This window comes from Jeotgalicoccus coquinae, assembly GCF_014207425.1.
In the GTDB taxonomy this organism is placed as follows: Bacteria; Bacillota; Bacilli; order Staphylococcales; family Salinicoccaceae; genus Jeotgalicoccus; species Jeotgalicoccus coquinae.
In genome coordinates, this window is the sequence record NZ_JACHFF010000001.1 from 16,040 (window position 1) to 40,016 (window position 23,977).

Sequence of the window (23,977 nt, forward strand, 5' to 3'; positions counted from 1 at the left end):
GTGATCCTATGGCCGAACGACGGGTATCGTTATCTTTGTCACGTATTTATCGCTGTCGTTTACGGAAATACGGTCGAGTACCGGTTCTGCATATAAGTAGTCGACTGCTTTCAGATGATTGTCGTCTATAAATTTAAAGATTGCATCGTATGTACCAGATACATTTTCATACTGTCCGGTATGATAACCGATTACCTGCAGTGTTTTTTCATGCTTTATGAGCGGCAGCTTAACGGTGTAGTCTGTTTTTGCAAACAGGTATTCAAAACTTTCATAATCATTGTGCACAATATCATCTATTTTAATCATCGCACCGATTGAATATTTTTCATGGAGTTCCCGCATACATACTTTATAAAAATCGGATATCGCAGCCCGGTTGTCGTCGTCATCATGATTGGAGAGCGGCGCACTTAAATATAAATATTCCACGTCGGTTTCAGTCAGCGCGATTTCATCGAAGTTTGTATTTACCGCCTGCTCTGTAATTGCTATTTTCTTTTCAATTGTATTTTGAATACTCGCAAGATGATCGATTTTTTCTGAAATTTTGCGGGATTTTTCCTTAAACAATTCAATCATCGTATCCGGGGTCGTTACACTGATAAAATCCTTAATTTCCCTGAGCGGCATTTCCATTTGTTTCAACGACTCAATAACGTACATCGCGTCGAATTGCGTGTACGAGTAATAGCGGTACCCCTTGTCATCCTTATGCGCGGGATGCAGCAGGCCGATATGATCGTAGTGGAACAGTGTCTGCTTTGTGACTTCACAAAGCTTCGCAAAGTCACCTGTCGTAAAATATATTTCCGATTTCATAAAACTCACCTCTTGACTGTATGGTAACCATATAGCTTATATTATACTAGGTCATCATTTCGATGTGTACCGGATACACTCACGTTCCGGTATGAAAAAATATAAGAGGTGCAGAATGACAGAAACTAAAAATATAAAGTATGAATTTTTATCGGAGGATCCAAACGCTAAAACAATGCCGATTATGATTGCATTAATTATCGGTGCATTCTTCGCTATTTTAAATGAAACATTGCTCAATATCGCATTAACGACACTGATGGCGGAATTCGATATCACTCTTTCAACAGTTCAGTGGATAGCTACAGGCTTTATGCTGGTCATGGCAATTGTAATTCCGGTATCGCCGCTCTTAATGGGCTGGTTTACGACCAGACAGCTGTTCATCGGTACGATGGTCACATTTTTCATCGGTACGGTTATCGCAGCCCTCGCACCGTCATTTGGTGTACTTCTTTTCGGACGCATGATTCAGGCAATAGGCACCGGCTTAATTATGCCGATTATGTTTAATGTGTTTCTCTTGATTTATCCGCCGCATAAAAGAGGGAAAATTATGGGAATTGTCGGACTCGTGATTATGTTCGCACCTGCAATCGGTCCGACGCTGTCAGGTGTTATTGTAGAATACTTCGGCTGGAGATTTTTATTTATCTTCGTCATGCCGTTTACGATTTTCTCAATTTTATTCGCGCTGAAATATCTGGTAAATATTACAGAAATAACAAAACCCAAAATCGACTGGATTTCGATTGTGTATTCGACTGTCGGTCTGGGTGCAACAATTTACGGGTTCAGTCACGCAGGTGAAAGTGCAAACGGCTTTATGACAGCGTCTGTATTTACACCGATAATTATCGGTGTAATTGCAATAACGTTATTTGTTTTCCGCCAGCTGAAACTAGATGAGCCGCTGATGGATTTACGCGTATTTAAATTCCCGATGTTCACACATGCCGTTGTGCTGTTCGTCATTATTATTATGGTGATGTTCGCATCGGAACTGATTCTGCCCGTATTTATGCAGGGGCCGATGGGGCTGACTGCAGCTGCAGCAGGTCTTTTACTTCTGCCGGGCAGTCTGCTGAACGGTGCAATGAGTCCGTTTATGGGTGCTTTATTCGATAAAGTCGGCCCTAAAATCATGATGATTCCAGCAACGATTGTGCTGGCAGTAACGATGTTCATGTTCAGCAATCTTAATGCAGATACGCCGCAGTGGGTAATCATTGTCGGTTTTATGCTGATTATGCTTAGTGTCTCAGCGACGATGATGCCGGCAGAGACAAACGGTTTAAACCAGCTGCCTAAACATTTATATCCTCATGGTACTGCGGTCGTATCGACACTGCAGCCATTAGCCGGAGCGATCGGTGTGTCGGTGTTTATCGGCATGCTGAACTCGAAACAGGCGAGTTACCTGGAAGGTGCTGCGAATCCTGAATCACAGGAAGCAATGACAGCAGCGATGGTATCCGGAGTAGAGTTTGTTTACTTCGTAATATTCGTCATTACGTTAATTGCGGCAGTAATGTCGTTCTTCGTTTACCGTGCGAAACCGATTGAAGATCTTGTACCTGCACGGGTTAAAAAAGATGAGAATTAATGAATAATTTATGAAATCACTTCATTTTCGAAATGAAGTGATTTTTTTACGTGTATAATGTATATATGGTGATTTTTAAAGGAGCGGAGATTTATGAATAAGTGGTTTATGGGCTTCCTGATTCTTGTACTGGCAGGATTGCTAATATTCACAATTGTGATAGCATTAGGCGGAGTATAATACTTTTAAAAATATATAATTGAGGTGATGCATTATGAGGTTAAATAAAGGTGATATTGTCCGCGCAGGGCATGCACACATGAGACGCCCGATGAGAGGTGTCGAAGGCCCTTTATATTTAACGAAAACAACATTGTTTCACGAAGGTTCGGTTGGACCGTATATAGAATCGGTTGAAACGATTATTGATTTAAAAGATATTAAGGAAATCAAAACGAAAAACAGCATGGGAGTCATCCCGAACGTCATTAAAATAATTACGCATAATAATGACGTATTCAAGTTCAGTGTCTTCAAAAGAGAAGACTGGATTACAGCGATAAATCAAATGCGCAACAATTTATATGCACCTGCAGAAGATTAGTCTCTGCAGGCTTTTTACTGGTCGTAATACTTTTGTGTAAATTGACTTTTTGTGGTAATATCGTCATGGATAAAAATTCGAGATACTAATAGATAAGAAGGTTTAAATATATATGAAAGAAAACTTTTGGCGTGAATTACCGCGTCCATTTTTTGTTTTGGCACCGATGGAAGATGTTACAGACGTCGTATTCCGTCACGTTGTCAGTGAAGCGGGCAGACCCGACGTATTCTTCACGGAGTTTACGAATACAGAAAGCTTTTGCCACCCTGAAGGGGTGCATAGTGTACGTGGACGCTTAACGTTTACTGAAGATGAGCAGCCGATTGTAGCGCACATCTGGGGAGACAAACCGGATCACTTCCGTGAAATGAGTATCGGTATGGCTGAGATGGGTTTTAAAGGAATCGACTTAAACATGGGTTGTCCGGTACCGAACGTTGCAGCAAAAGGTAAGGGTGCCGGATTAATTCAGAGACCTGAAACGGCAGCAGAAATCATTCAGGCAGCTAAAGCCGGCGGCCTGCCGGTAAGTGTTAAAACACGTCTCGGCTATTCTGAAATCGACGAGTGGAGAGATTGGCTGACGCATGTATTCGAGCAGGATATTGCGAATCTGTCGATTCACCTTCGTACGCGGAGAGAAATGAGTAAAGCCGATGCGCACTGGGAATTAATCGGAGAAATTAAAAAGCTCCGCGATGAGATCGCCCCGGATACATTGTTAACAATTAACGGCGATATTCCTGATAGAAAAACAGGGCTTGAACTCGCAGAGAAGTACGGCATTGACGGTGTCATGATCGGACGCGGAATTTTCCACAATCCGTATGCATTTGAAAAAGAGCCGAGAGAACATACGAGCGAAGAGCTCTTAGGTCTCCTGCGCCTGCATCTTGACCTGTTCGATAAATATTCAAAAGAAGAATCACGTTTGTTTAAACCATTACGCAGATTCTTTAAAATTTACGTACGCGGCATCAGAGGCGCAGGTGAACTGAGACACCAGCTGATGAGCACGAACACAACAGATGAAGTCCGTGGACTGCTTGATGAATTTGAAGCGCAGATGGAACCGGCAGAATAACAGCAATCCCTTTTGATAATTTATCAAAAGGGATTTTTGCGTTAATAAGTGATACGATGATATTCAAATATACAGAGGAAGTGAGCGCGATGTTTACTACACTGCTCGGTGCTGCGATTGGAACGGGGATGTCAATGCAGTCTGCGATTAACTCAGGGCTCCGGAGTTATGTGAAATCTCCGTTTACCGCATCGATGATTTCATTTGTCATCGGCACCGTATTTTTAAGTATTATCGTGCTGATCAACGGCCTGCCGCTGACGCCGCCGGCAGATGCATTTACAAATCAGCCGGCCTGGATATGGCTTGGCGGAGTATGCGGTGTTATTGCGCTGACGACGAACATATTTATATTTCCAAAAATAGGCAGTGTCGAAACTGCAATTATGCCGATTATCGGGATGATTATCACAGGTATGATTATCGATAACTTCGGCTGGTTTAACTCGATGATTCAACCGTTTGGGATTACACGCTTTTTTGGGGTCGTATTGATTTTTGCGGGAGTCTTTCTGGCGGTTGTGCTGCAGGACATTATGAAGATGCGCCGTTATAAACTCGAACAGGCGAATGAAAATATTAATAAGTGGCCATGGCGCGCAGCAGGCTTTACCGGCGGTGCACTGTTATCAATCCAGGCAGCGATTAATGGAGAACTAGGCAGTGCGGTGAACTCGCCATTTACTGCAGCATTTATTTCATTCTTTGTCGGTGCGGCAGCGCTGGTTATAATTGTTGCTTTAAGAGATAAAACATTTGTGCCGGTGAAATATCCGATTACACAAAAGGCACCGTTCTGGGTTTGGCTTGGAGGAATATTCGGCGGGTTTTACGTATTGATTAATATCTTCCTTGTCGGAGAAATCGGTACAGGCCCGACGATTGTACTTGTATTATTCGGCCAGATTACCGGCAGTATTCTTGTACAGCAGTTCGGCATGTTTCGTTCGGCAAAACAAACAATTGTACCGGTGCAGCTGATTGGACTCGTTATAATGCTGACAGGTGTTGTGCTGATTAATTTATTTTAAGATGTAATTACAGTGAAAATATACGGAGGTCAATATAATGGCAACAATTTTAGGACACCACCATATTTCAATGCTGACGAAAAATGCGCAAGGAAATAATACATTTTATAATAAACTGCTCGGCATGCGCAGAGTTAAAGTGACGGTAAATCAGGATGATCCGTCAATGTATCATTTATTTTATGGTGATAATAAAGGGCGCCCGGGAACAGAACTGTCGTTTTTTGAGATGCCGATGGCGGCGAACACCAGACGCGGAACGAATGCTATTACACGGATAGGATTGTTCGTCAGAGGTGAGAGCAGTTTATCCTATTGGCAGAAGCGGTTTGATGAGTACAGCGTGGAGTACAGTGATGTAACAAACTACGGCGGCAGAAAATCGCTGCTTTTTGAAGATGGCGACGGACTGAGACTTGCACTGCAGGTGGTGGATGATGAAGCGGTCAGCAGATTCGAAAGCTGGGACGGCTCAGATGTGCCGGAAGAATATCAGATTATGAGCATGGGGACTGTGGAGATGACCGTCCGCAGAATTGAGAAGATGGAAAGAACGCTGACGACGCTGTTCGATTACGTGAAAGTGTCGGGCGATGAGACTAAGCGATTGTACCGCCCTTCGGGGAGTGACGGGCACAGCGAAATCCTAGTTAAATTTAAAGACGGCGACCGCGAACGGCCGGGACGCGGGAGCGTGCATCACCTTGCGATTAATGTAGAGAATGAAGAAACACTTCAGTACTGGGACGAGAAGGTGACGGAAAGAGGATTCCGTTCAACAGGCGTAGTCGACAGACACTTCTTTAAAAGTTTATACTTCCGGGAATCCAACGGCATCATGTTTGAAATTGCTACGAATGGTCCGGGGCTGGTTGATACGACACCTGGCATCGAAGCAGGAGAAAAATTAGACCTGCCGCCGTTTATGGAAGCAGACAGAGCCGAGATTGAAGCAAAACTCAGCCCGCTTGATATGCTGGGTGATAATAATAAGTGAATATAGTGAAGCTTGAGCAGGTATCCTTTGGTGGATGCTTGCTTTTTTGATTTCTGTTGGGGGTGAAATGAGCAAGATGCTGTTATTTTGGATGACCTTGCTCATAATGAAGGTGGAAATGAGCAGGATGCTGTTATTTTGGATGACCTTGCTCATTATGAGGGGTGAAACGAGCAGGATGCTGTTATTTTGGATGACCTTGCTCATAATGAAGGTGGAAATGAGCAGGATGCTGTTATTTTGGATGACCTTGCTCATTATGAAGGTGGAAATGAGCAGGATGCTGTTATTTTGGATGACCTTGCTCATAATGGAGACGAAAATGCGCTAAGTCATTAAATTTATGAGGAGTTATCTTATTTTGAAAGTAAAAATGCGCTAATTCTCGATATTTTTACCGGCCTATGACGTTTTGGATGCGATTTGATGATATCTGCCGTGTTTCCTTCCAACTTATCACCAAAAAAATTTAAATTCTAATTCAAATTTATAAAAACTATTCATCAAAAATATTGTAAAATAATCTTACTAAACGTAAAGAGGGTAACAGCATGAACGCATTTGACGCATTGAATATTTTTTACCGGGAAGATGTAATATCGGATTTTTTGAAAAACTGCTTTGAGGATTCAAGACATTTTCTAAATCAATTTTTAAAATCGGCAGATCTTAAAATGGATAAAAATTATAACTACAAAGTGATCAACCGACTGGGACTTGGCAAACCAATCGGTACACCTGACATGGTTATATATGAAACAGAAAAACAGGTGCCGAAGATTATCATCATTGAAAATAAATTGGGCACGGGTGAAGGGATTCGGCAGACGCTCCGCTATGAATCGGAACTGGCCCAGCAAAGAATTTTAGGAAAACTGAATCTTGAAGCGGCTGAGTTTCATTTTATCTTTTTAACACTTGATACGACGGTGCTGCCCGGCAGTTCGAAATTTAAGAGTGTACATTACAGTTCGTTTCTAAATGAAGGCTCAAGTGTGAATAACGCTGCCTTGAATCGGCTGCTTGAAGATTTTAAAGAGAAGCTCAATGAATTCTACATACCTGTCAGTGATCCTGTGAAAGCTCTGACGGAAGGAATTCCCATGGATACAGTGCAGCAGAAGATATGCTGGCAGAATATTTTAATGGAGAAATTTAAAGATGAGACAGAACTTAATATCAGCTGGGGAGAAGCCGGCGGTGCAGGGCGCAATAACTTTATCTTTTTAATTTCAAAGCCGAACTGGAAGTCCGACGAGTCATTTGAAGAAACCGGGCTCGACAATACATTTTATATTCATGTGGATACATACATCAACTTGCTTTCCGAGAATGGGAATACTGTCAAAGATATCGGCATTCGTTACGAAACGAATCCATACAAACCGCACAATCAGATTAAAGACCTTCCAGGATACGATAAATTTATCGAGAACAAGAATAACTTCGCTGCAGTCTTAAACAGAAAACTGCAGCAGGTCATTCCGGACGCGACACAGAAGAGAACTTCACTCTTAACCGCGGCAGTACCTGTTAATCAAAACAGTCTCGAAGAGAGCGTTGATGATTATTACGAGAAGGTAAAACTAATCGAAACGGTTATAGATGAAACAATATCGGAAATTAAAAAGAACACTTATTGCATTAAGCATTAAGTGTTCTTCGTTATTAGTTTACAGTATTGGCTTTAAATATTTTTCTGTCGCCGCGTTCAAGTGGTGCATTTCTCATCATGAAATAAGATGCTGCCAGCAGTACTAATGAACCGAGCGCAAGCAGATGAAGAAACAGCAGATATTCATTGATAATAAATTCAAACAGCGGTGTTAAATTTATAAAGAAGTATGCTGATACTGAGCCGAGTATAATTATTGCCGCTAAAATCAGTGTGCGTAGTGCACCGAGATTGAAGTTAATAACTTGAGCGAACATTCCTATTCCGAATAGGATAAACAGCCACAGAAAATCTACCCAGAAATACATTGCAGGATTTGCATCATTGAGTATGTCTGCCATGTGAAATACATACCCATCTTGAAATGTTACTTCACCGATATAATGCAAAGCGGTTAAAACAATAGTTCCTGCGGTAATGTACAGAAAAGCCGCGATAAACGATGACAGCATAAATTGCTTGCGTGTTCCGCCGAATGACAGTATTAATTTATAGCTCTTAAAAAATATAAACGCATATGTCAGAAACACAATGTAGAACGGTCCGAATATTAATCCGAGCATTTCATTTCCATCAAGCTGAGTGCTGAGAAAAATATAAAGTGCGAATAGCGCGATTGTAATTCCGGTATTAATATAAAATGTCAGTTTCATTTCTTTAAAGACAACACTAAAAGGTCCTTTAAGCGTGTTCATTTAATTCAGCCTCCTTTGTAGTTAAATTAACAAGGTAATCCTGGAATGGTGCTTTTTCTATCATGACGCCTGCTTGTTCAGCCTCGCGTTTTAAGTCATCTGTAAGCGGCGTATCCAGCATGATATTCAGCTGTTTACCGAGTTTGCGTTCCTCAAGCACCCGCTTACTGCCAACTACGGCGCGTACTGCTTCTGCTGTCCCGCTAATATGAACTCCGTTATTTTTCAAAACATCAGTTTCTTCATAGTGCATCAGTGTATTGTTATCGATAATTGCAATCTTTTCACATAATGGTTCTACTTCTTCAATGTGATGGGACGACAGTAAAATCATACGCGGGTGTTCATCGTAGGAATCGAGCAGCACATCATAAAACTGCTTTCTCATATGTGCATCGAGACCATTTGACGGCTCATCAAAAATTGTCAGCGGTGCTTTACTCGCAAGACCGATAGCAATCGTAATCATCGTCTTCATACCTTTTGAGAAGGTACGTATTTTTTTCTTCCTTGGCAGCTGAAAAATATCTATCAGTTTATCAGCCAGCTCCTGATCCCAATTTTCATTGAAGTCACGTCCGAATCTAAGTGCATCGTTTATATCCCACATATCGGAATAGGGATGATCCTCCTGCATAAATGCAACGTGATTCATTGCATCACTATTGTTATATGGCTCAATACCGTCTACTTCGACAGTGCCGTCGTTCGGTTGTTCCATACCGGATAAAATTTTCATTAGAGTTGTTTTCCCGGAACCATTACGTCCCCACAATCCGATAATCACCGGTTCAGTTTCTGTTAAATTAACATCTTTTAAGATATTCTTTTTGTCATAGGCAAAAGATAAATTATTTACTTTAATCATTATTGCCCTCCTCTATAAATTTGATTACTTCTTCTTTCGTCATGCGAAGCCGCTTTGATTCTTCAAGCAGCGGTTTAACAAATTGCAGACGGAATTCTTTTTTACGCTGTTCTATCAATTTCTTCGTCGCGCCTTCTGCGACGAAGATACCGACACCGCGCTGTTTATATGCATAACCTTCATCGACCAGCACCCCGAGTCCTTTTTGTGCAGTTGCACGGTTTACCTGATAAAACTTCGAAATTTCTGTTGTAGAAGGAATCTGATCACCTTCTGCAAGTTCACCTTCAATTATGTCGTCTTCTATCATTTCGTATATTTGCTGAAATATTGGTCTGGAGTCATCTAATACGGCTTTCACAAATTCCCGCCTCCTCTGTTGGTGTTCGGTTGATTAGTTGTGTAATCAACTATACTATGTGAAAAAGATTTTGTAAATAAAAATAATGAATTTTCCTGCGAGCGAAATAATTTAATTTAAATTTAAAAGGTTTACAATTGGTAATGAAAAGAAATTACAGGAGGTAATTTAATGACAAAAACAGCTATTATTACAGGTGCCGGGAGCGGTCTCGGCCAGGCGGCAGCATTGAGTCTTGCTGAACAGGGCATTAATATCGCAGTCGTCGATGTTAACGCAGAAGGAGGAAATGAAACGGTTAAACAGGCAAAAGAAGCGGGTGCAGATGCGATTTTCATTAAAGCGGATGTATCTAAAGCAGAAGATGTCAAAAATTACGTTGATCAGACTGTTGAGAAGTTCGGTACGATTGACTACTTCTTTAATAACGCAGGTATTTCAGGAAGCGGCAAATACTTCCTTGAAACAGATATCAATGAAATCGATAAAATAGTCGGTATAAATATGCTGGGTGCCTTATACGGTATCCGTTACGTTGCAGAAGTAATGCTGAAACAGGGCGGCGGCTCTATTGTGAACACAGCTTCAAGTGCCGGAGTAACAGGTCAGGATTCTGTTGTGACTTATTCGGCAACGAAGCACGGTATCGTAGGCATGACGAAAAGCCTTGTAGCTGAATACGCAAAAGACGGACTGCGTGTAAACTCTATCGCTCCAGGTCCAACTGAAACACCTATGGTGAAACAGTTCTTTGCTGATAACCCGGAAATGAAAGAGAACGCAGAAGCGGGCATCCCGCAAAAACGTCTCGGTACACCGGAAGAAGTGGCAGAGCTTGTCAGCTTCCTGTTAACATCGAAAGCAGAATATATTAATGGTGAAGTTATCCGTATCGACGGCGGGTTCACAAATACCAAGTAATGATTACGACCGGTTTTCCTTTTTTGGAAAGCCGGTTTTTATATTAAAAAAACAAATAAAATACTTGAAAGTCAAAGAAGGTCAATGTATAATAAAAATATAAGGTCAAAGATAGTCAGATGAAAAGTTATTTGTAAGCATCATATTTGAAAATATCTTTTGAGGCCTTTATACTGTATTCATAGTCAAATATAGTCAAAGTCAAATTGACTGTGAACGCGAATATATCAATAGGAGGAAACACATATGAAATGTCAAAATTGCGGATTAAACGAAGCGAATGTAAACCTTGCAATGAATTTTAACAATCAAAAAATGCAGGTTCATTTATGTGACAGCTGTTTCCAGGATATCCAGGGTCAAATGATGAATTCAAATGACTTCTTTAAAGGATCATCTTTCCAAAATAATAATATGAACAATAAATATTTCAATGGACAAGGAAACAAAGGAACGAGTACACAAACTAAAGAACGTGAAAATAAACGCGACGGTCTCTTAGACCAGCTCGGCAATAACATCTCGGACGAGGCAAGAGCGGGTAATATCGATCCGGTTATCGGACGGGACAAAGAAGTAAAACGCGTCGTTGAAACATTAAACAGACGCAATAAGAACAATCCGGTATTAATCGGTGAGCCGGGTGTCGGTAAAACAGCAATTGCTGAAGGGCTGGCACTGAAAATCGTAGAAGGCAATGTGCCAACGAAACTGATGGATAAAGAAATTTATGTTCTGGATGTCGCATCACTCGTTGCGAACACTTCAATGCGCGGCCAGTTTGAAGAACGTATGAAACAGCTTATTGCAGAACTTAAAGAACGTCAGGATGTCATTCTTTTCATCGATGAGATTCACCAGATTGTCGGCGCAGGTTCTGCTGAAAGTTCACAGATGGATGCGGGTAACATTCTTAAACCGGCATTAGCACGCGGTGAACTGCAGATTATCGGTGCAACAACACTGAAAGAGTATCGTCAAATCGAGAAAGACGCAGCCCTTGAACGCCGTCTGCAGCCGATTATCGTTAAAGAGCCGACGCTCGAGGAATCGGTTTTAATCCTTAAAGGTATTAAAGACCGCTATGAAAAATTCCACGAAGTCAGTTATTCCGACGAAGTGGTTGAGGCGTTTGTGAATTTATCGCACAGATATATTCAGGACCGTTTCCTGCCGGATAAAGCAATCGACTTAATGGATGAAGTCGGTGCACGATTAAATCTTGCGAATGCGGAGAACGATACTGAATCCATTAAACAGAAGCTCGAAAAAATTGCTGAAGAAAAAGATGCAGCAGCAGAGCAGGAAGATTACGAAACGGCAGCACGCCTGAAATATCAGGAACTGCAGCTTGAAAAACAGCTGGAGGCTGCAGCAGACGACAAACAGGTCATGGATGTAGATATCGCTGATATTCAGCTGATTGTCGAAGAGAAAACAGGTATTCCTGTAACGAAACTCCAGTCTGAAGAACAGGCACAGATGAGAGATCTCGGTACGAACCTGAGCAGTAAAGTGATCGGCCAGCAGGAAGCAGTCGAAAAGATCGCGAAGGCAGTCAGAAGAAGCCGCGCCGGTCTTAAATCTAAATACCGTCCAATTGGTTCATTCCTGTTCGTCGGTCCGACTGGTGTCGGTAAAACTGAATTAACGAAAGCACTTGCTGAAGAGTTATTCGGTTCAAGAGATTCAATGATCAGACTCGATATGAGTGAGTACATGGAGAAACATTCAATCTCTAAAATTATCGGGTCGCCTCCGGGTTATGTTGGCCACGAAGAGGCTGGACAGCTGACAGAGAAAGTACGTCACAACCCTTATTCAATTATTCTTTTAGATGAAATTGAAAAAGCGCACCCTGACGTGCAGAACATGTTCCTGCAAATTATGGAAGACGGTCAGTTAACGGATTCCCACGGCAGAACAGTCAGCTTTAAAGAAACAGTTGTCATTATGACAAGTAACGCCGGTACAGGAGATAATAACGCGAGCGTCGGCTTTAACGCAGACCAGCACGAATCAGTCAGCACACTTGAAAACTTAAGCGATTATTTCAAACCGGAATTCTTAAACAGATTTGATGCTATTATTAACTTCAACGAGCTGTCAGAAGAAAACTTAATGGAAATCGTCGATCTGATGCTGACTGAATTACAGGACGCACTGGAAGAAAACGAAATTAAGATATCAATTACAGATGACGCTAAGAAAAAACTCGTCAGCCTGGGCTACGACAAACGCTTCGGTGCAAGACCGCTGCGCAGAGTCATTCAGGATAAGATTGAAGACCAGCTGACAGACTTAATTTTAGAAGAAGAAAACCTTGAAACTGTAAAAGCTCACATCAAAGACGGAGAAATCGTTGTTGTAAAAGCTTAGATATAGAGGTAAACCTTAAATCCGCAGTGGATTTAAGGTTTTTTTGCTTTACACAGATTATTACATACAGAACAAAGGTATTTTATATATAAATTTATGCGGAAGAGGAATGTCTATGGAATCTGAAAATATTGATTCGCAGCGCAGGAAAAACATATGGTCGGGAATACTTTTCGGCATTGGTTTAATGGCACTTGTCGACGAAATCATTTTCCATCAGCTGCTGCAGTGGCATCATTTCTATGATCTTTCTACGACGTTTATCGGTATTTTATCTGACGGGCTGCTCAATGCATTTGCGCTGTTTGCACTTGTTATCGGATTATTTATGTTTGCAGATTTACAGCGGAAACAATCAGTTCAGAAACGTAAATGGACAGGCGGGATTTTTACAGGTTTAGGAGGCTTCCAGCTGTTTGACGGAATTATTAATCATAAGCTTCTGCGTATTCATCAGGTACGGTATGATGTTAACGTGCTGCCGTATGATTTAGCATGGAATATTTCAGGAGCTCTTCTTTTGATCATCGGCATCGTGCTGCTTTTTAAGTCTAAACAGGAAAGAGCAGGTTCTTAAGCATGCATCATACGAATATCACACATTTTTTAATACTGGAAGTTATTGCAGGTTTAATCGCAATTGCTGCATTAATACTTTATCCGGCGGCAATGTATTATTCGAAAAAGAAAAATCGCAGCTGGCATTGGGGACGATATTTTCTGTTTGCAGCCGGTGTAATCATTGCAGCTTCTGCGCTGACAGGACCAATGGCGCGTCTGTCACATACAGACTTTACTGTCCATATGCTCGGTCATCTGCTGCTTGGAATGTTCGGACCGCTCTTTATACTTCACGGTAAACCGATGACTCTTATAATGCGGACGCTGAATGTTTCCTATGCGAGAAAATTGAGTAAAATACTGAATATAAAATATGTAAAATTTATCAGCAATCCTCTGATCGCTTCTATACTTAATATCGGCGGACTATTCCTCATTTATAAAGCCGGGTTGTTTGAATTTATGCATACATCCGTCCTGTGGTTTGCTCTGGTACATCTGCATGTTTTCCTTGCGGGATACCTTTTTACAATGTCGATTATATATATCGATATCGTTACGCACCGTTACAGCTTTTTATATCGCGCCTCAGTGCTTGTCGCTGCCCTTGGATTTCATAAAATATTATCGAAACTGATATACGCTTCACCACCGGAAGGTATTGCCCGTCCTGATGGCGAAACGGGTGCGATGCTGATGTATTACGGTGGAGATATTGCGGACATCGCACTGATTATTATACTCTGCCTCGAATGGTATAAAGCTGCCGGAAGAGGTTACATCCAAAAACTGACTTAATAGATAAAGAGCTCTGATCCGAATTGGGATCAGAGCTTTATTTATTCTGTTATATCAGCAAAATCACCGCTGGTAACTTCGATTAAATCACCAGTCGGCAGCTCCATCTGCATGCCGCGTTTGCCTGCGGATACAATAATAGTTTCCATCGCTTCAGCTTCAGCTGCAATATAAGTGGGAAAGAGTTTCTTCATGCCGACAGGTGAACAGCCGCCGCGGATATAGCCGGTTGTCTTTTCAAGATCTTTCATATGAAGCATATCGACTTTTTTGTTGCCGCTCGCTTTGGCAAACTTCTTTAAGTCGAGTTCATTGGACGCGGGAATACAGGCAACGATAACACCTGTGATATTACCGACAGCAACCAGTGTTTTATAAACTTTTTGAAACGGCATAGCAACTTTATCAGCCGCTGTTTTCGCATCTGTATGCTCTTCGTTCCATGCGTACTCATGGACGTCGTAGTTTATCCTGTAGTTCTCCAGCACGCGCATTGCATTGGTCTTCTGGATTTTCTTTTTCTTCATAGTATCTGCACTCCTGCTCAGTAAATAGACTTAGTTTCAAAAAGTAAGTGTCGGGTATATAATATAGTAGTTAAAATCATATCATAATTGGAGGATTTTAAATGAAAATTGGAATCGTAGGTGCAACGGGTAAAGCCGGCAGTTTAATATTAGATGAAGCAGTAAGCAGAGGACATGAAGTCACAGCGATTGTCAGAAACGCTGCGAAATTAACTAGCGATAATGTCAGTGTCATAGAAAAGGATGTACATGATACAAATGAAGAAGACTTCCGCGGACTGGAAGTTGTGATCAACGCATTCGGTGCACCGCTCGGTGAGAAAGATGCACACGTTGAAGCGGGACGCGCGTTGATTAACGCACTGGCAGGAACCGGCATACGTCTGATTGTAGTCGGCGGGGCAGGCAGCTTATATATTGATGACAGCAAAACGATGACAGTTATCGATACGCCAAACTTCCCGGATATATTTAAACCGACAGCGGGCGGACAAAGTGAAAACCTGGAAGAACTTGAGCAGACGACCAATGTGAAATGGACATTTATCAGTCCGTCAGCAGACTTTGATGCGGAAGGAAAACGCACAGGCACATATGAAAAAGGTGAAGACGTGCTGCTGGTGAATAACGCAGGCGAAAGTTATATCAGCTATGCCGACTTCGCGATTGCGGTAATCGATGAAGCTGAAAATGCAGACCATGTTAATGCACGATTTACAGTCGTTGGGGAGAAAGAGTAAACTTGTTATATAAGATGCCATTATTTTGTATAAATAACGGCATTATTTTTCGCTCCGGAGGATTTTATCTAGTATAATTCATGATAAAGAGATTGATGAGGAGCTTAATATGTTTTTAAAATCAGAAGAAGACGACAGACGTCCGGACCGTAAGAAATACCATTTCGATCCAACGAAGGTGCTGATTGGAACGGCAGTCGGATTTATTATCCCGGAAATAGCGCGGTTTTTATCCGAAAATGTAATTGGAAACAATACGCTGGAAAACATCGCCGGAGTATCGAGCATCGGCCTTGCGATTATCTTCGGGATTATTATGCTGTTCGTAACATTCAAAGTTGAGATGATTTATAACGATGAAACATCGGATAGTGACGATGGTCAAAAAATTCGCGGCGAGCAGAATGAGATTACAGATATGCTGAGCGAATACCATGCAGCGAAAGAAGCCGGTGACACCGGGAAAATGAAAGAAATTGCTGTATGGCTGAAAGAACACGGTGTTATTATAAAGAAATAGAATAGATGAAGCGGGAAGTAAAATCCGGTAAGCCGGGTTTTACTTTTTGTTTTTGCGATGATATGTGCAGCGGTCGTGTGACGAGTATTCATCGGACCGGAACAATAACTATCATGACCTGTTAGAAGTTCTATGAACGGTTCTCATAGAGCTCCGAGCAGTTTAGAAGTTCTATGAGCAACTCTCATAGAGATCCGAGCAGTTTAGAAGTTCAATGAACAGCTCTCATAGAGCTCCGAGCAGTTTAGAAGTTCAATGAACAGCTCTCATAGAGCTCCGAGCAGTTTAGAAGCTCTATGAGCAACTCTCATAGAGCTCCGAGGTATTTAGAAGTTCTATGAACGGTTCTCATAGAGCTCCGAGCGTTTTAGAAGCTCTATGAACAGCTCTCATAGAAATCCCAACAGTTTAGAAGTTCTATGAACAGCTCTCATAGAGCTCCCCACCCCCAGCTCCACATACATAATCTCTAAATGTTAAAAAGTAACAAATTAACATTAATAATGTTAAAAAATCACACATTTACCTTTACAATGTGAAAAACAAACAATATAATGAATCTCAAGGTGATAAATATGAAGAGTAAAAGACAGAAATATATTATAAACCGGGTAGCGGGGGACAGCAGTGTAACGATTGAGCAACTTGCTGACGAACTCAATGTTTCTGAAATGACAGTGCGCCGGGATTTGAAGGAACTTGAAGATGATGAACAGATTATCAGAACATCGAATTCTATTTTATTAAAGGATTCCTTCCTAAACGAAGTGCCGTTCGTTAAGAAACAGCTGGTTAATATAGAAGAGAAGCGATTGATTGCTAAAAAAGCGATGAAGTTTATCAAGCCGGATGAAACGATTCTGCTTGATGCCGGGACAACTACTCTTGAAATTTGCAAACTTTTAAAAAATGAGGATTTTACAGTCCGCGTTGTAACGAATGATATTAAGGCGGCGGCAGAGTTAATCGACAGTCGTCATGAAGTAATTATTCTAGGCGGTACGGTTCAGCAGAATGTGGGCTCAATCTACGGGCCGCAGACAATTGATGTACTCAATGATATTAAAGTTAACGTATCTTTCGTCGGGACACAGGCAATGAAAATAGATGAAGGTATTTTCGCTCCTACGATTGAGAAAGCAAAAGTAAAGCGTTTAATGATGAAGTGCGGTCAGACTGCATATCTGATTGTGGATTCAAGCAAATTGAACCACACTGCATTTTCTAAAATTTGTGATTTGAAGGATTTTACAGGAATTATTACAGATAACAACGTTGGAGAAGAAGAGCTCAAACAGCTTGCTGAACACACGACTGTAATATAAGGAGGGTGAATCGTGAAAATAGGAATTATTGCGGACGATTTGACGGGGGCGAATGCTACCGGTGTCCGTCTCAGTAAAAATGGTTTTCATCCGGCAACATATTTCCATTACAACGATTTAATTCAGGACGATAAAACCGATGCAATTATAGTTGATACAGACAGCCGCTACGCTTCGAAGAAAGTACTCGATTACAGAGTGGGCGGTTCGCTAAACAGGCTGAAAAGCTGGGGTGCGGATATTTTGTGCAAACGCGTTGACTCAACACTGCGCGGCAATGTCGGTGTTGAAATAGATATGATACTTGATACTGTCGGTGAAGATTCAATTGGCGTCGTTGTCCCATCATTCCCGGACTCGGGGAGAGTGACAGTAGGCGGTTATCTTTTAGTCGACAATCTTCCATTACATAAAACCGATGCAGCAAATGATCCGATCACACCAATTACAACGTCTTATGTACCGGAAATTATCTCATCACAGACTGAACATAAAGTCGGTGTGCTGACAATTAACGATATGACAGATGACAAGGATATATTTATCCGAAGTTTTACAAAGCTGATAGACGAAGGTAATAAGATTATCGTGCTGGATGCAGTAACTAACAATGATATCGAGTTTATCGCTGAAACACTCTGCGATTATACTGATAAAAAAATTGTACCAATTGATCCGGGGCCATTTACTTCGCTGTATTCAAAATATCGTGCAGACCAGGTCGGTGATGATAGAAAAATTATCGTTACCGTTGGCAGTGCGACGAAAGTGTCGGAAAGACAATTGGTATATCTAATCGACAGATTAAAACTAACACCTGTTATACCTGACATAAATAAGCTTGCGACTTTCGATGAAAACTGGCACGACGAAGTTGACAGAAGCGTGGAGCTCGCCAAGGCGCGTATGGAAGAAAATGAAGTTGTAGTTATTACTACAAACGAAGAAAACCTCGTAATTATCGATATTAAAAAAATAGCAGCTTCGCATGGCGTTACACCGGACCGTGTAGCTAAAAGAATTACAGACGGGCTGGCTACAATTACTAAACGCCTTCTTGATGAATCAGTGCACGAGATTAAAGGATGTTATGTCAGCGGCGGGGATGTCACAGCATCACTTGCGAGTATTACACTTGCCAGCGGTATTAAGCTGATTGATGAGGTTGGACCGCTGATCGCATACGGGCATCTGCTGGGCGGTAAATATGAGGGACTGCCTCTCGTAACTAAAGGCGGCATGATTGGCAACAGATATACATTGTATGAAGCTGTACAATATTTAAAATCAAAATAGGAGGAAATATAAATGACTAAAGCAATTATTGCAGTACCAATGGGAGATCCGGCAGGAATCGGCCCTGAAATTACAGTGAAATCATTTTTAAACAGTGAGGTACTTGAAGCAGCGAATTCAATCGTTGTCGGCGATAAAAAGATTATCGACAAAGCACTTGAAATTACAGGCACTGATTTACAGGTCAACGTAATTAAAGAAGTTGAAGAAGCTGACTTCTCAAGTAGTGTAATTAACTTAATCGATTTAAATAACGTCGATACAGAAACATTTAAATTCGGTGAAGTACAGAAGCAATGCGGCAAAGCGGCATTTGAATACATTGAGCATGCAATTAAACTTGCGATGGATGGGAAAGTTGATGCACTGGCAACAACTCCAATTAACAAAGAATCACTTAAAGCAGCTGAAGTTCCGTTTATCGGACACACTGAAATGCTTGAAGAACTTACAAACTCACATGATCCGTTAACAATGTTCCAGGTAAGAAGTCTTCGTATATTCTTCCTGACACGTCACCTTTCAGTGAAAGCAGCAATTGATCAGATGACTGCTGAACGTGTTCACGACTATATTAAACGTTCATATGATGCACTGATCAAACTTGGGGTGAAAGAACCGAAACTGGCAGTTGCAGGATTAAATCCTCACAGCGGTGAAGGTGGACTGTTCGGTAATGAGGAAATTGACGAAATTACTCCGGGGATTGAGAGAGCCCGTGAAGAAGGCTATGAAGTTGCAGGTCCGGTTCCGGCAGACTCTGTATTCTTCCAGGCACTTAACGGACGTTACGATGCGGTAATTTCCCTGTATCACGATCAGGGACATATCGCAGCTAAAATGACAGATTTCCATAAAACAATCTCAATCACAAACGGTTTACCATTCCTGAGAAGCTCTGTGGACCACGGAACAGCATTCGATATTGCAGGACAAAACATTGCATCAAGTGAAAGTATGGAAGAATGTATCAAACTCGCAGGAGAATACGCATTAACATTCAGAAACTAATTTACCGGGCGGTTAAACCGCCCTTTTAATTAATATAAAATGAAAACGCTTTTGCTGGAGGGAAAACAACATGGCAGATGTTTCAACGACACAAATGATAGTCGGATTAGTTATTGGTATTGCACTGCTTATTTTTTTAGTACTTAAAACACGCATTCACGTATTTCTCGCATTGATTATCGCCGCTGTAATAACAGGAATTATCGGAGGTATGTCACCGGAAGATACAATCGGTACTATTTCATCCGGATTCGGTTCAACACTTGCCTCAATAGGTATTATCATCGGTCTTGGAATTATGATGGGTAAAATTATGGAAATTTCCGGTGCAGCCGAGAAACTGGCTTACACAATGATTAAATTGATTGGTCGTAAAAAAGAAGAATGGGCAATCGCGGTAAGTGGTTATATCGTTGCGATACCAATTTTTGTTGACTCGGCATTTGTTATATTACATCCGCTGGTTAAAGCATTATCACGTCAGACAGGAAAATCTGTTATTACACTTGGCGTTGCGCTTGCAGTAGGTCTTGCGGCAACACACCATGCAGTGCCGCCAACTCCGGGACCGTTAGGTGTCGCAGGGATTTTCGGTGCTGATGTTGGAAAAATGGTAATTGTAGGTTTAATCGTTTCTGTGCCTGTAGTTATTTCGGGAGTATTATACGCACAATGGATAGGACGCAGAATTTACCAGCTGCCTGAAGCAGAAGGTGAAGGATATTACCGTCCTTCTGCAAAAGAAGCTTTTGAAGAATTTGAAGATGCTGTTACAGTACGTGAAAAAGAACTGCCATCATTTATTTTATCTGTATTGCCTATTGCAATCCCGCTAATTTTAATTTTCGGTAATACGGGAATTAATGCTTTGCAGGAGAGCGGAATTATAAATCTTTCAGAGACAGTATTATCGTACATTACGTTTATAGGAAACCCTATTATCGCTGTCGGACTCGGTCTTTTATACTCGCTTTTATTTCTGACTAAAGGATATTCAAAAGATGCGACACTTGAAGAACTGGAAAGCGGAATTAAAAGTGCGGGTATTATCCTGCTTGTTACTGGTGCAGGCGGAGCGCTTGGAGAAGTACTGCGTGCCAGCGGAACAGGAGAAGTTATTGCGGAATACGTTGCAACATGGAGTGTGCCGGCAATTCTTATCCCGTTCTTTATTGCGACATTCGTACGTCTGGTGCAGGGAAGCGGAACAGTGGCAATGATTACAGCAGCTTCAATCGCAGCACCAATCGTATCGAACATGGGTCTTGATCCGGTTCTTGCAGCTCAGGCAGCAGCCTTTGGAGCAATGTGTTTCTCTTACTTCAATGACAGCTTATTCTGGGTAGTAAACAGAATGCTCGGTATTACTAAAGTAAAAGAACAAATCATGGTCTGGTCAATTCCGACTACAATCGGCTGGTTTGTTGCCGGTGTCACACTGGTTTTAATCGATTTAGTGTTCTATTAATAACATTACAATTATATTACAAATGTTTGATAACTTTGAATTTAAAATATACGATAAAACACCCGTAAACCTTTTATATCAAGGGTTACGGGTGTTTTATATGAAATTTACAATTATGAAGCCGCTTACTTTATATAACTCTAATATCATTAATTTATCTATTTGATTACAAGTAAATTACAAACGCCAAATCCGTTGACTCATATGCTATAGTAAGACTCGTGGAAATGACTCGGACAGAGTTCAATAAATATATTCCCAAATTATGGAGGATTTAAACATGAAAAAAACAATTATCTCTGCAGCATCGCTTACAGCATTATCAGCAATAGCAGCAGCTAATATATCAGCATCAGAAGTTACAGTAGAATCTGGCGACACTCTTTGGAGTATTTCTGAAGGTTCATCACAATCGGTAAATGAAATTAAGTCATTAAACAACTTAACTTCAGAACTTATTTTCCCCGGCGATGTTCTTAAAGTAGATGCTGAAACACCAAGTGCAGCACCTGCTGAAGAAGTAGAAGCAGACACAGAAGAAAATGCTGCTACATACACTATCGAAGCTGGCGACACTTTATTCGCTATCGCTGACAAATTTGATGTATCTATGAACGAACTTAAAGCATGGAACAACTTATCTTCAGATCTTATCATTGCTGGTAAAACTCTTGTAGTTGCTGAAGAAGCAGCACCGGAAGTTACAGCAGTAGAAGAAGTGTCACCTGCACAGGAAACTGCAGCACCGGCTGTTGAAGAAGTGGAAGAAGTTCAGGAAGTAGAAGAAGCGGCTCCGGCTCAGGAAACTGCAGCACCGGCTGTAGAAGAAGTACAGGAAGTTGAAGAAACAGAACAGCCACAGGCAGCTCCGGCAGCTGAACCTGCAGTAACCGGCGGTAACGCAGCAGCAGTAGCTAATTCATTAGCAGCTGGTAAACATTACGTTTACGGCGGAAACTCTGCAACAGCAGTAGACTGCTCATCATTCGCTCAGCAGTTCATGGCAGCATTCAACGGTAAATCAATTCCTAGAGACACTTACGGTCAAAGAGCAGCAGGTACGCAAGTATCTAACCCTCAGCCAGGTGACTTAGTATTCTTTAACAACTACTCACACGTAGGAGTTTATATCGGAAACGGCCAAATGGTAGATGCTCTTAACCCTTCTGAAGGTGTTGGACAGCGCGCAGTATCATACGTACACGGTCACGTTGACGGTTACTACAGATTCTAATAACTATTTCAATAAAGAACGCCCAATCTAAGAAGTGAACTGTAACCCGAATAATAGACAGCTTATAAAAAGCGTCTCTTATTCGGGTTTTTCTATGCCCTAAAGATTATCTTGTTTATACTTAAATAAACTATCTGTACGGAGGGCTATCATGGCTAGACATTTTACGTCTTTTGAAATTAAAGAATTGGAACAAAATCCAAATGTATTGAGGGTATTTGATCGATCTATTACGTATCATCCAGAATTTAAAATACGCGCAGTAGAAGCCCAGGAACAAGGCTTTAATCCCACACAAATCTTCCTCGACCATGGATTTGATTTGTCTGTCGTCGGTAAAGAACAACCGAGACGATGCCTGTCACGATGGCGTCAAACATATGCGCAATACGGCCAAAGCGGCCTGGAACGAGATCAGCGCGGGAAAGGTGCGACAGGCCGTCCGGCGAATAAAACACTGAACAGTGATGAAAAATTAAGAAAAGCCGAAGCACGGATTAAATATTTGGAAGCCGAAAACGAATTTCTAAAAAAGCTCGAGATGAAAGAAAGACAGGCGAAACAGAACCGTCGCAGTTAAAACCATGTGAAACTTATGAATTAATTGAAATGATTTGTCGAAATCATCAACTCAAAAATATGATTACTTACCTCTGTATGCTGAGAGAGGTCTCGAGGAGTGGTTATTATGCGTGGAAAAAGAATGAAACAAACAGATCAATCAGACAAATCAGTGATGAAGCAGACATTGTACTCATTAAGAAAATTTATGACACTGAGAAAGGTAAAGTCGGGGCCTTACAAATGAAGATCATCTTAGCCAATGATTATCATATTATTATGAATCATAAAAAGATTAGACGACTGATGAAAAAATATAATCTAATCGCACAGATTCGTAGAGCGAATCCTTATAAATTAATGATGAAGGCAACACAGGAGCATAAAACGTGTAAAAACTTATTGAAACGTGAGTTTGACCAGGGAGAGCCAGGCAAGGTTCTATTAACTGATATCACCTACCTGTATTACGGTAAAGGTCAGAAAGCATATTTGTCCTGCGTGAAAGATGGTGCGACTCGAGAGATTGTTGCGCACGTGATCACAACATCATTAAAAATGAACATCGTGTACCGGACTTTAAAACAACTTTCGGATGCGGTGGGTGAATTCCATCCAGAAGCACTCATTCATTCCGATCAAGGCTTTCACTATACGCATCCAGAGTTCCAAGCTAAAGTGAAACAAATGGGATTAGTACAATCAATGTCACGTCGTGGGAACTGTTGGGACAATGCTTCAATGGAATCATTTTTTGGGACTTTCAAAGATTGGGTCGACCATAAATCTTGTGAATCCTTAGACGAACTCAAACATCAAACAAATGAATATATTAATAAGTATAATAATGAGCGCTATCAATGGGGAATAAATAAGATGACCCCGGTACAATACCGGGGTCATCTACTCACAGCGTAACGCTTTTATTCAATTGTCTATTTTATAGGTTA

General features: G+C 41.2%; 24 protein-coding genes. 19 read left to right on the forward strand and 5 right to left on the reverse strand.

Features of this window, described 5'->3' with window-relative positions; translation table 11 throughout:
- Nucleotides 1-6: 6 nt before the first annotated feature.
- Nucleotides 7-822 carry a MerR family transcriptional regulator gene (locus HNR41_RS00120; protein ID WP_184280570.1) on the reverse strand — a complete coding sequence of 272 codons (816 nt, stop codon included), beginning with the start codon at nucleotides 820-822 and terminating at the stop codon, nucleotides 7-9.
- Between the two features lie 115 nt (nucleotides 823-937).
- Between HNR41_RS00120 and HNR41_RS00125 the strand changes: the two genes are divergently transcribed.
- The 7 genes from HNR41_RS00125 to HNR41_RS00155 all read left to right on the forward strand — a co-directional run bounded on the left by HNR41_RS00125 (nucleotide 938) and on the right by HNR41_RS00155 (nucleotide 7,742).
- Nucleotides 938-2,428: an MDR family MFS transporter gene (locus HNR41_RS00125; RefSeq protein ID WP_184280572.1), complete on the forward strand. Its 1,491-nt coding sequence runs from the start codon at nucleotides 938-940 to the stop codon at nucleotides 2,426-2,428.
- A gap of 214 nt (nucleotides 2,429-2,642) precedes the next feature.
- Nucleotides 2,643-2,972, forward strand: coding sequence for a GRAM domain-containing protein (locus HNR41_RS00130; protein WP_184280574.1), 330 nt, complete (start codon nucleotides 2,643-2,645; stop codon nucleotides 2,970-2,972).
- A 112-nt stretch (nucleotides 2,973-3,084) separates the two neighbouring features.
- On the forward strand, nucleotides 3,085-4,059 hold the full coding sequence (locus tag HNR41_RS00135) for a tRNA dihydrouridine synthase (protein ID WP_184280576.1): 975 nt from the start codon (nucleotides 3,085-3,087) through the stop codon (nucleotides 4,057-4,059).
- Nucleotides 4,060-4,148: 89 nt separating this feature from the next.
- Nucleotides 4,149-5,090, forward strand: coding sequence for a DMT family transporter (locus HNR41_RS00140; RefSeq protein ID WP_184280578.1), 942 nt, complete (start codon nucleotides 4,149-4,151; stop codon nucleotides 5,088-5,090).
- Nucleotides 5,091-5,127: 37 nt separating this feature from the next.
- Nucleotides 5,128-6,087 (forward strand): VOC family protein, encoded by a 960-nt coding sequence (locus HNR41_RS00145; RefSeq protein ID WP_184280580.1) that lies wholly within the window; start codon nucleotides 5,128-5,130, stop codon nucleotides 6,085-6,087.
- A gap of 189 nt (nucleotides 6,088-6,276) precedes the next feature.
- Nucleotides 6,277-6,426 carry a hypothetical protein gene (locus HNR41_RS00150; protein ID WP_184280582.1) on the forward strand — a complete coding sequence of 50 codons (150 nt, stop codon included), beginning with the start codon at nucleotides 6,277-6,279 and terminating at the stop codon, nucleotides 6,424-6,426.
- A 212-nt stretch (nucleotides 6,427-6,638) separates the two neighbouring features.
- The gene (locus HNR41_RS00155; RefSeq protein WP_184280584.1) at nucleotides 6,639-7,742 is read left to right on the forward strand and encodes a PDDEXK-like family protein; all 1,104 of its coding nucleotides are present in this window, start codon (nucleotides 6,639-6,641) and stop codon (nucleotides 7,740-7,742) included.
- A gap of 13 nt (nucleotides 7,743-7,755) precedes the next feature.
- Here the strand turns inward: HNR41_RS00155 and HNR41_RS00160 are convergent, their stop codons facing one another.
- The 3 genes from HNR41_RS00160 to HNR41_RS00170 are packed head-to-tail and all read right to left on the reverse strand — an operon-like array spanning nucleotide 7,756 to nucleotide 9,686.
- Nucleotides 7,756-8,457 carry a hypothetical protein gene (locus HNR41_RS00160; protein WP_035807282.1) on the reverse strand — a complete coding sequence of 234 codons (702 nt, stop codon included), beginning with the start codon at nucleotides 8,455-8,457 and terminating at the stop codon, nucleotides 7,756-7,758.
- The gene (locus HNR41_RS00165; protein ID WP_184280586.1) at nucleotides 8,444-9,325 is read right to left on the reverse strand and encodes an ABC transporter ATP-binding protein; all 882 of its coding nucleotides are present in this window, start codon (nucleotides 9,323-9,325) and stop codon (nucleotides 8,444-8,446) included. Before HNR41_RS00165 ends, HNR41_RS00160 begins: the two co-directional genes overlap by 14 nt.
- Nucleotides 9,318-9,686 carry a GntR family transcriptional regulator gene (locus tag HNR41_RS00170; protein WP_184280588.1) on the reverse strand — a complete coding sequence of 123 codons (369 nt, stop codon included), beginning with the start codon at nucleotides 9,684-9,686 and terminating at the stop codon, nucleotides 9,318-9,320. Before HNR41_RS00170 ends, HNR41_RS00165 begins: the two co-directional genes overlap by 8 nt.
- Before the next feature lie 171 nt (nucleotides 9,687-9,857).
- Here HNR41_RS00170 and HNR41_RS00175 point away from each other — a divergent pair, with 171 nt between their 5' ends.
- The 4 genes from HNR41_RS00175 to HNR41_RS00190 all read left to right on the forward strand — a co-directional run bounded on the left by HNR41_RS00175 (nucleotide 9,858) and on the right by HNR41_RS00190 (nucleotide 14,345).
- Nucleotides 9,858-10,607, forward strand: coding sequence for an SDR family NAD(P)-dependent oxidoreductase (locus tag HNR41_RS00175; RefSeq protein ID WP_184280590.1), 750 nt, complete (start codon nucleotides 9,858-9,860; stop codon nucleotides 10,605-10,607).
- A 246-nt stretch (nucleotides 10,608-10,853) separates the two neighbouring features.
- The gene (locus tag HNR41_RS00180; protein WP_184280592.1) at nucleotides 10,854-12,986 is read left to right on the forward strand and encodes an ATP-dependent Clp protease ATP-binding subunit; all 2,133 of its coding nucleotides are present in this window, start codon (nucleotides 10,854-10,856) and stop codon (nucleotides 12,984-12,986) included.
- Between the two features lie 115 nt (nucleotides 12,987-13,101).
- Complete coding sequence (locus HNR41_RS00185) at nucleotides 13,102-13,563, forward strand: DUF2243 domain-containing protein (RefSeq protein ID WP_376698637.1); 462 nt, start codon at nucleotides 13,102-13,104, stop codon at nucleotides 13,561-13,563.
- 2 nt (nucleotides 13,564-13,565) lie between these two features.
- Nucleotides 13,566-14,345, forward strand: coding sequence for a cytochrome c oxidase assembly protein (locus HNR41_RS00190; RefSeq protein WP_184280596.1), 780 nt, complete (start codon nucleotides 13,566-13,568; stop codon nucleotides 14,343-14,345).
- A gap of 41 nt (nucleotides 14,346-14,386) precedes the next feature.
- Here HNR41_RS00190 and ybaK read toward each other — a convergent pair whose 3' ends face one another.
- Nucleotides 14,387-14,872, reverse strand: coding sequence for a Cys-tRNA(Pro) deacylase (ybaK, locus tag HNR41_RS00195; RefSeq protein WP_184280598.1), 486 nt, complete (start codon nucleotides 14,870-14,872; stop codon nucleotides 14,387-14,389).
- Nucleotides 14,873-14,973: 101 nt separating this feature from the next.
- Here ybaK and HNR41_RS00200 point away from each other — a divergent pair, with 101 nt between their 5' ends.
- The 8 genes from HNR41_RS00200 (at nucleotide 14,974) to HNR41_RS00235 (ending at nucleotide 23,945) form a co-directional block, all read left to right on the forward strand.
- Nucleotides 14,974-15,612, forward strand: a complete 639-nt coding sequence (locus tag HNR41_RS00200; protein ID WP_184280600.1) for an NAD(P)-dependent oxidoreductase — start codon at nucleotides 14,974-14,976, stop codon at nucleotides 15,610-15,612.
- A gap of 109 nt (nucleotides 15,613-15,721) precedes the next feature.
- Nucleotides 15,722-16,132: a hypothetical protein gene (locus HNR41_RS00205; RefSeq protein ID WP_184280602.1), complete on the forward strand. Its 411-nt coding sequence runs from the start codon at nucleotides 15,722-15,724 to the stop codon at nucleotides 16,130-16,132.
- Nucleotides 16,133-16,707: 575 nt separating this feature from the next.
- Nucleotides 16,708-17,457, forward strand: a complete 750-nt coding sequence (locus HNR41_RS00210) for a DeoR/GlpR family DNA-binding transcription regulator (protein ID WP_184280604.1) — start codon at nucleotides 16,708-16,710, stop codon at nucleotides 17,455-17,457.
- A gap of 12 nt (nucleotides 17,458-17,469) precedes the next feature.
- The gene (locus HNR41_RS11460; RefSeq protein WP_184280606.1) at nucleotides 17,470-18,753 is read left to right on the forward strand and encodes a four-carbon acid sugar kinase family protein; all 1,284 of its coding nucleotides are present in this window, start codon (nucleotides 17,470-17,472) and stop codon (nucleotides 18,751-18,753) included.
- Between the two features lie 12 nt (nucleotides 18,754-18,765).
- A complete protein-coding gene (gene pdxA / locus HNR41_RS00220) occupies nucleotides 18,766-19,764 on the forward strand; it encodes a 4-hydroxythreonine-4-phosphate dehydrogenase PdxA (RefSeq protein ID WP_184280608.1) in 999 nt (332 codons plus the stop codon).
- 70 nt (nucleotides 19,765-19,834) lie between these two features.
- On the forward strand, nucleotides 19,835-21,232 hold the full coding sequence (locus tag HNR41_RS00225; RefSeq protein WP_184280609.1) for a GntP family permease: 1,398 nt from the start codon (nucleotides 19,835-19,837) through the stop codon (nucleotides 21,230-21,232).
- Between the two features lie 280 nt (nucleotides 21,233-21,512).
- Nucleotides 21,513-22,466 carry a C40 family peptidase gene (locus HNR41_RS00230; RefSeq protein WP_184280611.1) on the forward strand — a complete coding sequence of 318 codons (954 nt, stop codon included), beginning with the start codon at nucleotides 21,513-21,515 and terminating at the stop codon, nucleotides 22,464-22,466.
- A 151-nt stretch (nucleotides 22,467-22,617) separates the two neighbouring features.
- A protein-coding gene (locus HNR41_RS00235) for an IS3 family transposase (RefSeq protein WP_184280613.1) occupies nucleotides 22,618-23,945 on the forward strand; the annotation gives its coding sequence in 2 pieces (ribosomal slippage) (nucleotides 22,618-22,984 and nucleotides 22,984-23,945; 1,329 coding nt in all).
- Nucleotides 23,946-23,977: the final 32 nt, after the last annotated feature.